This is a genomic window from Isoptericola sp. NPDC057191 (assembly GCF_042670225.1).
In the GTDB taxonomy this organism is placed as follows: Bacteria; Actinomycetota; Actinomycetes; order Actinomycetales; family Cellulomonadaceae; genus Isoptericola.
Map to the genome: position 1 here is coordinate 1 of NZ_JBHUWC010000180.1, position 8281 is coordinate 8281.

An 8281-nucleotide genomic window follows, 5' to 3' on the forward strand; every position below is an offset into this window, starting at 1 on the left:
GGAGGTGGGTGGGGCGGTCGCCGTCGGCGTCGGTGACCCGCACGCCGAGCGCGCGCAGCGCCTCCAGCACGGGCAGCATCGGCCGCACCCGGGCCTCGGGGTCGCCGTCGAACCGCACGGGGCCGTCGGCCAGCGCGGCGACCGGCGGGAGGAACCGCATCACGGTGCCCGCGAGACCGGCGTCGACGTCGGCGTCGCCGCGCAGGGCGCCGGGCGTGACGTGGAGCGTGCTCGGGTCGTCACCCTCGTCGATCCGCGCCCCGAGGGAGCGCAGCGCGCCGATCATGAGGTCGGCGTCGCGCGACCGCAGGGCCCCGCGCAGCGTGCCCGGGGCGTCGGCGAGCGCGGCCAGGACAAGCAGGCGGTTCGTGAGCGACTTGCTGCCCGGCACCTCCACGGTGGCGTCCAGCGGCGCCGTCGCGAGCGGCGCCGCCCAGCCGTCGTCGCCGAGGCCCTCGATCGGGGCGTCGGTCGGGGCGGCGTGCGGCGGGACGGCAGAGGTCATGGCTCCGAGGCTAGTTCACCGGGGCCCGCGGAGGTCGGCGCGTCTCGCCGGGCACGACCCTCAGACGGCCTCGGCGACCTTGGTGCGGAGCTTCGCGGCCTCGGCGGTCGTCGCGGCCTTGACCGTGCCGGCCTTCGCCCGCAAGGTGTCGGCCTTCGCCTCGGCGAGGCGGGAGGCGTGCACGCGCGCCTGGTGCACGCGGTACGAGACGCCGGGACGCCCCTCGAGGTCGACGCCGGCGATGACCGCGGCCCCGATCTTGCCCAGGTCCTTGACGAAGGCGGCCGTGCGCAGGCTGCGCTCCGCACCCTTGCTGGTGAAGGGCTGGTGGGCGACGGCGAGCGGGGCCGTGAGAGCGGCCAGCGCGAGGGCGGCGGTGCGCGGGGTCCGCCCGACGGCGAGCAGCACGCCCGCGACGGCGGTGGCGGCGCCGTGCGCCCGGACCAGGAGGCCGAGCTGTTTGTCGCTCAAGGGTTCGGCCCCGACGGCGTCGGCGACCAGCGCGGCGCTGTCCCGGGCGGCGTCGACGTGCTCGGCCGGGTGCAGCGCGGCCTGCACGCCGTCGTAGACGAACGGGGCGGCCAGGAGGGGGCGGGCGATACGGCGCAGCAGCATGGCCCCACTGTGGCAGAGGCCCCGCGCGCTTGCGCGGCGACGTGCGCGCGTGCGGCGGGTCGGTCAGGCGAGCGGTGCGCCGTCCCACCAGTCGTGGTGCGACCGCGGCGGGCGGCGCGTGCCGAGCCCGTCGCGGCGGACCGTGCGGACGAGGCGGGCGGCGTAGGTGGCCACGAGCAGGGCGACGAGGAACAGGATCGAGAGCGTCATGGCAGTAATCCTTCGCGCACCGAACTCCTGCCACGAGTGGCAGAAGGGACATGATGCATCGACATCCCGCCAGCCCTGTGTGACCCTGGGAACATGATCCGGAAGGTCGCGGCCGTCGTGGTCCCCGGCGTCGCCCCGTTCGAGCTCGGTGTCGCCTACGAGGTGTTCGGCATCGACCGGAGCGACACCGGAGGGCCCGCGTTCGAGTTCACGCTGTGCACGCCGCGGCCGGGGCCGGTGCCGACCAAGGGGGGCTTCCCCGTGGTGGTCGAGCACGGGCTGGAGGCGCTGGACGACGCGGACCTCGTCGTCGCGGTGGCTTACGGCATCGACTCCGACGAGGCCGACGACGCCGACGGCTCCGACGACGCCGGCGCGCTGCCGGCCGCCCTCCTGGACGGGCTGCGCGCCGCCCACGCGCGCGGCGCTTGGCTCTTCGCCATCTGCTCGGGCGCGTTCGCCCTGGCGCAGGCGGGGCTGCTCGACGGGCGCCGGTGCACGACGCACTGGATGCACACCGAGCGGCTGGCTGCCGAGGTCCCCACCGCCACGGTCGACCCCGACGCCCTGTACGTCGAGGACGGGCACGTGCTCACCTCCGCCGGGACGGCCGCCGGGATCGACGCCGCGCTGCACCTGGTGCGGTCCGAGCTCGGTGCGGACGCCGCCCGCGCCGTCGCCCGGCGCATGGTGGTCCCGCCCCAGCGGGAGGGCGGGCAGGCGCAGTTCGTCGTCGACCCGCTGCCGCGCGAGGGGGAGTCGCTCGCAGCGCTGCTGTCGTGGATGCGCGAGCACCTCGCCGCAGAGCACACGGTGCCGCGCCTGGCGCGTCGCGCCGCGCTGTCCGAGCGGACGTTCGCCCGCCGGTTCCGGCAGGAGACGGGCACGACGCCGGCGGCGTGGCTGGCCCGCCAGCGCGTGGCCCGGGCCCAGGAGCTGCTCGAGACCACTGCGGCGCCGGTGGACGAGATCGCCCGCCTCTGCGGCTTCGGCAGCGCCCCCGTCCTGCGCCACCACTTCGCCCGCCAGCTCGGCACGAGCCCCGTCGCGTACCGGCGCCGCTTCGCCGCGCCGCTCGCGTCCTGAGCGCGCCCTCGCGCCGGGTCCCTGGCGGGTCCGCGGGCCGCCCGCGCGGGCCGGACCGCGCGGGGAATGCGCGTGCCCCTCGCACGGTTGCACCACGACGTGAACACCCGCACCTCGCCGACGGCGATCGCCGCCGGCCCCGCCACCGGACCAGCGTCCGTGCGGCTGTTCGCCGTCCCGGCGGACGCCCTGACGACGAGCACGGCCGGCCGCACCACCCCGCAGAACCCGTGGATCGGAGGACCCCACCCAGTGCCTGGACTAGGCTCGACGGTGATGACCCAGGATCTGGACCCGGCAGGCGGCGACGCGCTGCACGGGAGCACCGGGCACACCCCGGACAGCGAGGAGATCCCCGAGGACACGGAACGTGCCCCCGAGGGTGAGAGCAGCGCGGCGCGCGCCGCGCGCTTCGAGCGCGACGCTCTGCAGTACCTGGACCAGCTCTACTCGGCCGCGCTGCGCATGACGCGCAACCCCGCGGACGCCGAGGACCTGGTGCAGGAGACGTTCGCCAAGGCGTTCGCCGCGTTCCACCAGTACAAGCCCGGCACGAACCTCAAGGCCTGGCTGTACCGGATCCTCACCAACACGTTCATCAACAGCTACCGCAAGAAGCAGCGCGAGCCGCAGCAGTCCCAGGCCGAGGACGTCGAGGACTGGCAGATCGCGCGCGCCGCGTCGCACACGTCGCAGGGCCTGCGGTCCGCCGAGGCCGAGGCTCTCGACCGGCTGCCCGACTCGGACGTGAAGCGGGCGCTGCAGGAGCTGCCCGAGGACCGGCGCATGGTGGTCTACTACGCCGACGTCGAGGGCTTCCCCTACAAGGAGATCGCCGAGATCATGGGTACGCCGATCGGGACGGTGATGTCCCGGCTGCACCGCGGGCGCCGGCAGCTGCGCGAGCTGCTCGCCGACTACGCCGCGCAGCGCGGACTGGTCTCGGCTCGTGGAGGAGCGTCATGACCGACCCCGTCACCCCCATCCCGCACGACCGTGCCGAGGGGGAGAACGAGTGCGAGCACGCGCTCGTGCACCTGAACGAGTACCTCGACTCCGAGATGACCCCGGAGGACGAGCAGCGGATGCGCGCGCACGTCGCGCACTGCGCACCGTGCCTCGCGGAGCTGAGCGTGGAGGAGCTCGTCAAGCAGCTCGTCCGCCGGTCCTGCTCCGAGCGGGCGCCGGAGACCCTCCGGGTCCGCATCCACGCGCAGCTGACGGTCCTGTCCACGGCCGAGTAGGCCCGCTGGGCGACGGAAGACGACGATCGCCGAGGTAGTTCCGGTGGGGCTGTGACCACAGGCCGTGCCCCGCCGGGACTACCTCGGCGATCGTCTTGCTACCTCGGCGCGTCAGGCGTTGGGACGCTTGCCGTGGTTCGCGCCGTTGCCCTTGCGGCTACGACGCTTGCGACCGCGCTTGCTCATGGTGGTCTCCTCACGAAGGATGGACGAGGGGTCGGGCCCATGGTCCCACACCAGAGGCCCGGGGTCGGAATCCGGGGCATCCCCGATCCCGGCACCGCGGGTGCTCTGACAGGGTGGTACCCGTCCCCAGCAGCCCGAGCACCACAGGGAGCCTCATGAGCACGGAGTCGTGGGCGATCGCCGCCCCGCAGACCATCGACGTCGAGCACGCGACGGGGGTGACGCTCCGCCTCCAGGACGGCCGCGCCGACGTGATCGCCGACCCCGCGGCCACCGGCGTGCGGATCGAGCTGGTCGAGGTCGGCGCCAAGCCCGTCCAGGTCACGCGCGACGGCGACCGGCTGCGCGTCGGGTACGAGAGCTCCGTGCTCGACTCCGTGCTGGCGAAGCTGCGCAACCCGCGCCAGAGCGAGCGTGCGGTCGTGCGCGTCGTCGTCCCGGCGGACGCCGCGGTCGACGTCGGCACGCTCGGCGCCGACGTCGACGTCGCAGGTGGGCACAAGATCGCCGTGAAGACCGTCACCGGCGCCGTCCGTACCACCGGCACCACGGGGCCGATGTCGCTCAAGACCGTCTCCGGAGCGCTGTCGGCGCAGGAGCACACGGGTGACGTGTCGGCCACGAGCGCCGCCGGTTCGGTCGCGCTGGCGGGCGCGCTGGCCAGGGTCTCGCTGAGCACGGTCTCGGGCGCCGCGACCATCGCCGCCACGCAGCCCAGCCCCATGATCACCGCGAAGACCGTCTCCGGTGCGATCGACCTGCGCCTGCCGGCCGGCTCGCCCGTGAACCTCCGGGTGCGCGGGGCGTCCGGGCAGGTCGTCCTCGACGGATCCGTCCTGCCGAGCGCCGGTGCCACCCTGGTCGTCGACCACGGGGAGCAGCCCGCGGAGGGGCGCGGGGCCGCCTACCTGTCCGCCACGGTGACGTCCGCGCACGTCACCGTCGACCGTCGCTGACCGGCGCCCGCCCGGGCGCCGCCGAGGAGGAACGATGCCGTCACCGTCCGCACCCCACGTCGCCCTGCTGACCGACGCGTTCGACCGCGTCGCCGGGGAGGTCCGCCGCGTGCTGCGCGGCGCCACCGCCGAGCAGCTCGCGTACCGGCCCGACCCGGAGGCGAACACCGTCGCGTGGCTGGTCTGGCACCTGACGCGCGTGCAGGACGACCACGTGGCGGACGTCGCGGGGGTCGAGCAGCGCTGGACGGCCGGTGGCTGGGCGGAGAAGCTCGCCCTGCCGTTCGACGTCGCGGACACCGGGTACGGCCACTCGCCGGAGCAGGTCGCCGCCGTCCGCACCGACGGCGCCGTGCTCGGGGGCTACCTCGAGGACGTGCACGCCGCCACGACGGCGTTCCTGGGCACTCTCACCCCCGCCGACCTGGAGCGGGTGGTGGACACCCGCTGGGACCCGCCCGTCACGCTGGCGGTGCGCCTGGTCAGCGTGGCGTCCGACGACCTGCAGCACGTGGGTCAGGCCGCCTACGTGCGCGGCCTCGCCCGGCGGGCGGGCGTCTGAGGCTCGCGGCCTCGGCGCCCGCCGGCGGGGTCACTCGTCGCCGGGCAGGCCGAGCCAGGCGTGCCAGCCGGTGTGCAGCACGAGCCACGCCATGAGGCCGTAGCCGGCCTGCCCGGGGTAGGTCGAGCCGTTCGTCGCGAGGTCGGCCAGCCACTGCTCGTGCTGCGCCAGCGGGGTGTACGTGTCGACGTACGGGACCCGGCGCCGGCTGGCGACGTCGGAGAAGGCCGCCGACAGCTCCGCGATGCGGTCGCCGTCCTCGGACCGGCCCGGCGGGGGGCCGACGACGAACGCCGGGATCCGGCTCGCCTCCGCGACGTCGAGGATGTTCGCCAGGTTCAGCCGCGACCGCGCCACCGAGAGGGACGAGTCGACGTCGTGGCGGCCGAGGGCCACGACGAGGCGGTTCTCGCACGTGTCCTCCGGGCCGAAGCGTGACTCCGTCTCCGCCTGCCAGCGCGCGCCGAGCGCGGAGCTGGTCTCGCCGGGCACGGCCAGCGTGAACGCCATCGCGGGACGCCCGAACCGGGTGCGGGCCATGACGCGGCCCGTCCACCCCAGGGCGCGGGCGTCCCCGACGCCCACGCTGAGCTCGTCGCCCACGACGCAGATGCGCACCTCGGTCTGGGTCACAGAGCCTTCACCGTCCAAGTCCTGTCTCGCAGTTGCGCGGCCATTCTCTGGCACGCCGGGCCGCGTGGCAGGATCCCACGCCGTACCGCGACGCGCGACGGGCTCCCTGCGCCGCCCCAGACGCCAGACCAGACGTCAGACCAGACGTCAGACCAGACGTCAGAGCAGGGTCGCCCCCCACCGCACGACGTGCTCGTCGCCCGGCGCGAGCCGCACGAGGCGCTCGCCCGTGTTGAAGGCGTCGGCGACGCAGCTCATCGGCTCCGCGGCGAGCCCGAAGCGCTCGTGACCGGCGATGTGGTCGGCCGAGCAGACCTGCCAGCAGTCCATCGAGTCGTCCATCCAGATCGCGGCCGTGCGCCCGTCGGGGCACCCGAGCCGGGCCCAGGACAGCCCGGCCTCGTCCCGGGTCGCGTCGACCCAGGCGTCGTCGAGGTCCAGCCCCGCGAGCGAGCGGGTGGTGCGCAGGTCGTAGGGGCCGCCGACGGGCTCGGTACCCGTCGGCAGCAGCCGGTCGTCGACCGTGACGTGCGTGGTGGCGTCCAGGCTCACGGTGCACTCGTCCAGGGGGGCGCCCCCGGTCGAGAGCCACGGGTGGAAGCCGACCCCGTAGGGCGCGGTGCCGGTGCCGACGTTGCGGGCCCGCGTGACGACCTCCAGCCCGGCGTCGGACACCGCGTACCGCACCTGCAGCACGAGCTGGAATGGCCAGCCCTTCTGTGCCGGGAGGGCGAGCTCGAGGGTCACCGCGTCGTCGGCGACCTCGACCGGCGTCCAGCGGTACCAGCACACGAGGCCGTGCAGCGCGGTGCCGCGGTCCGGCTCGCTCACAGCCACCTGGTGGTGGACGCCGTCGACCGTGTAGGCGCCGTCGCGCAGGCGGTTGGGCCAGGGCTGCAGGACGGCCGCGTTGAAGACGGGGGCGGGCTCGTCCTCGGCGAACGGGACGAAGACGTCGCGGCCGGCGACGGAGTACTCACGCACCATCGCGCCGACCTCGGTGACGGTGGCGCGGTGCTCGCCGGCGGCGATGCGGAACTGCCGGCCCGACGGGGCGGGGACGGCGGAGGAGTCAGCGGTGTTCACGCTCACACCGTAGTCGGGACGCCGGATCGGTGCGGGCGACGTAGCGTAGGGGAGCCAGATCTGACGAGACGTCTCCTCGCGCGCGAGGGGCCCGCGCCGCCGTCTGCACGGCGTCGCCACCGAACGGGGGAACGATGGAGAAACAGGTGCTCGGCCGCACCGGCCGGCTGGTGTCGGTCGTCGGCCTGGGAACCTGGCAGCTGGGCGCGGACTGGGGCTCGGTCGACGACGACCAGGCCCGGTCGGTGCTCGATGCCGCGTTCGAGTCCGGCGTGACCTTCTACGACACGGCGGACGTCTACGGTGACGGCCGCAGCGAGCAGACGATCGGCGCGTTCCTCGCGGACCACCGCGACGACGGGCTGACCGTGGCCACGAAGATGGGCCGGCGGGTCGACCAGGTGCCTGAGAACTACGTGCTCGCTAACTTCCGCGAGTGGACCGACCGGTCGCGTCGCAACCTCGGCGTCGAGACGCTCGACCTCGTCCAGCTGCACTGCCCGCCGACGGCCGTGTACTCGGACGACGAGGTCTTCGACGCGCTGGACACGCTCGTCGAGGAGGGGGTGACGGCTGCCTACGGCGTCTCCGTCGAGACCGTCGACGAGGCGCTCACCGCCATCGCGCGGCCCGGCGTCGCCACGGTCCAGATCATCCTCAACGCCTTCCGCCTCAAGCCCCTCGAGGCGGTGCTGCCCGCGGCCTCGGCGGCGGGCGTGGGGATCGTCGCGCGGGTGCCGCTCGCCTCGGGACTCCTGTCGGGCCGGTACACCCACGAGACGACGTTCTCGGAGGACGACCACCGCACGTTCAACCGCGAGGGCAAGGCGTTCGACGTCGGCGAGACGTTCGCCGGCGTGCCCTTCGACGTCGGTGTCGACGCGGCCGCCCGGTTCACGGAGCTCGCCGGCTCCGCCGCGGGGCAGGACCTGACCCCCGCCCAGGCCGCCATCGCCTGGGTGTGGCAGCAGCCCGGCGTCTCGACCGTCATCCCCGGCGCCCGCAGCGCCGAGCAGGCGCGGCTCAACGCGGCGGCGGGCTCTGCCGAGGTGCTCGGACCGCTGTTCACCTCCGGCGTGCGGGAGATCTACGACGAGGCGATCCGGGAGCACGTCCACGACAAGTGGTGATGCCGAGGCCGCCCAGGACGGGCCCAGGTAGCACGACATAGCACGAGGTAGCACGAGGGCGGCCGCAC

The 8281-nt window shown here is 74.6% G+C and carries 11 protein-coding genes and 1 pseudogene; 6 read left to right on the forward strand and 6 right to left on the reverse strand.

What is annotated here, in order from left to right:
• From ACFT55_RS17060 to ACFT55_RS17070, 3 genes and pseudogenes are all read right to left on the reverse strand, one after another.
• A pseudogene (locus tag ACFT55_RS17060) lies at nucleotides 1-505 on the reverse strand (3-phosphoshikimate 1-carboxyvinyltransferase); the annotation flags it as partial.
• Nucleotides 506-565: 60 nt separating this feature from the next.
• The gene (locus ACFT55_RS17065; RefSeq protein ID WP_380245038.1) at nucleotides 566-1120 is read right to left on the reverse strand and encodes a DoxX family membrane protein; all 555 of its coding nucleotides are present in this window, start codon (nucleotides 1118-1120) and stop codon (nucleotides 566-568) included.
• Nucleotides 1121-1183: 63 nt separating this feature from the next.
• On the reverse strand, nucleotides 1184-1330 hold the full coding sequence (locus ACFT55_RS17070) for a hypothetical protein (RefSeq protein WP_380245039.1): 147 nt from the start codon (nucleotides 1328-1330) through the stop codon (nucleotides 1184-1186).
• A gap of 93 nt (nucleotides 1331-1423) precedes the next feature.
• Here ACFT55_RS17070 and ACFT55_RS17075 point away from each other — a divergent pair, with 93 nt between their 5' ends.
• The 3 genes from ACFT55_RS17075 (at nucleotide 1424) to rsrA (ending at nucleotide 3660) form a co-directional block, all read left to right on the forward strand.
• Nucleotides 1424-2416, forward strand: coding sequence for a helix-turn-helix domain-containing protein (locus ACFT55_RS17075; RefSeq protein ID WP_380245040.1), 993 nt, complete (start codon nucleotides 1424-1426; stop codon nucleotides 2414-2416).
• A gap of 66 nt (nucleotides 2417-2482) precedes the next feature.
• Nucleotides 2483-3382, forward strand: coding sequence for a sigma-70 family RNA polymerase sigma factor (locus ACFT55_RS17080; RefSeq protein WP_380245041.1), 900 nt, complete (start codon nucleotides 2483-2485; stop codon nucleotides 3380-3382).
• Nucleotides 3379-3660 carry a mycothiol system anti-sigma-R factor gene (rsrA, locus tag ACFT55_RS17085; protein WP_380245042.1) on the forward strand — a complete coding sequence of 94 codons (282 nt, stop codon included), beginning with the start codon at nucleotides 3379-3381 and terminating at the stop codon, nucleotides 3658-3660. Before ACFT55_RS17080 ends, rsrA begins: the two co-directional genes overlap by 4 nt.
• Nucleotides 3661-3771: 111 nt before the next feature.
• On the opposite strand, the gene ACFT55_RS17090 is transcribed toward rsrA, so the two are convergent.
• Nucleotides 3772-3846, reverse strand: coding sequence for a 50S ribosomal protein bL37 (locus tag ACFT55_RS17090; protein WP_375791718.1), 75 nt, complete (start codon nucleotides 3844-3846; stop codon nucleotides 3772-3774).
• A 155-nt stretch (nucleotides 3847-4001) separates the two neighbouring features.
• Here ACFT55_RS17090 and ACFT55_RS17095 point away from each other — a divergent pair, with 155 nt between their 5' ends.
• On the forward strand, nucleotides 4002-4802 hold the full coding sequence (locus ACFT55_RS17095; protein ID WP_380245043.1) for a DUF4097 family beta strand repeat-containing protein: 801 nt from the start codon (nucleotides 4002-4004) through the stop codon (nucleotides 4800-4802).
• A gap of 34 nt (nucleotides 4803-4836) precedes the next feature.
• Complete coding sequence (locus tag ACFT55_RS17100; protein WP_380245044.1) at nucleotides 4837-5364, forward strand: DUF664 domain-containing protein; 528 nt, start codon at nucleotides 4837-4839, stop codon at nucleotides 5362-5364.
• A gap of 30 nt (nucleotides 5365-5394) precedes the next feature.
• Here the strand turns inward: ACFT55_RS17100 and ACFT55_RS17105 are convergent, their stop codons facing one another.
• Both ACFT55_RS17105 and ACFT55_RS17110 read right to left on the reverse strand, forming a co-directional pair.
• Nucleotides 5395-5997, reverse strand: coding sequence for a GDSL-type esterase/lipase family protein (locus ACFT55_RS17105; RefSeq protein ID WP_380245045.1), 603 nt, complete (start codon nucleotides 5995-5997; stop codon nucleotides 5395-5397).
• A 159-nt stretch (nucleotides 5998-6156) separates the two neighbouring features.
• A complete protein-coding gene (locus tag ACFT55_RS17110; RefSeq protein WP_380245046.1) occupies nucleotides 6157-7083 on the reverse strand; it encodes an aldose 1-epimerase family protein in 927 nt (308 codons plus the stop codon).
• Nucleotides 7084-7217: 134 nt separating this feature from the next.
• Here ACFT55_RS17110 and ACFT55_RS17115 point away from each other — a divergent pair, with 134 nt between their 5' ends.
• Nucleotides 7218-8213 carry an aldo/keto reductase gene (locus ACFT55_RS17115; protein WP_380245047.1) on the forward strand — a complete coding sequence of 332 codons (996 nt, stop codon included), beginning with the start codon at nucleotides 7218-7220 and terminating at the stop codon, nucleotides 8211-8213.
• Nucleotides 8214-8281 lie beyond the last annotated feature (68 nt).

Coding starts and splice junctions, on each gene's coding strand:
- ACFT55_RS17065 (WP_380245038.1), bottom strand. CDS start 1,120: ATGCTGCTGCGCCGTATCGCCCGCCCCCTCCTGGCCGCCCCGTTCGTC.
- ACFT55_RS17070 (WP_380245039.1), bottom strand. CDS start 1,330: ATGACGCTCTCGATCCTGTTCCTCGTCGCCCTGCTCGTGGCCACCTAC.
- ACFT55_RS17075 (WP_380245040.1), top strand. CDS start 1,424: ATGATCCGGAAGGTCGCGGCCGTCGTGGTCCCCGGCGTCGCCCCGTTC.
- ACFT55_RS17080 (WP_380245041.1), top strand. CDS start 2,483: ATGCGCGTGCCCCTCGCACGGTTGCACCACGACGTGAACACCCGCACC.
- rsrA (WP_380245042.1), top strand. CDS start 3,379: ATGACCGACCCCGTCACCCCCATCCCGCACGACCGTGCCGAGGGGGAG.
- ACFT55_RS17095 (WP_380245043.1), top strand. CDS start 4,002: ATGAGCACGGAGTCGTGGGCGATCGCCGCCCCGCAGACCATCGACGTC.
- ACFT55_RS17100 (WP_380245044.1), top strand. CDS start 4,837: ATGCCGTCACCGTCCGCACCCCACGTCGCCCTGCTGACCGACGCGTTC.
- ACFT55_RS17115 (WP_380245047.1), top strand. CDS start 7,218: ATGGAGAAACAGGTGCTCGGCCGCACCGGCCGGCTGGTGTCGGTCGTC.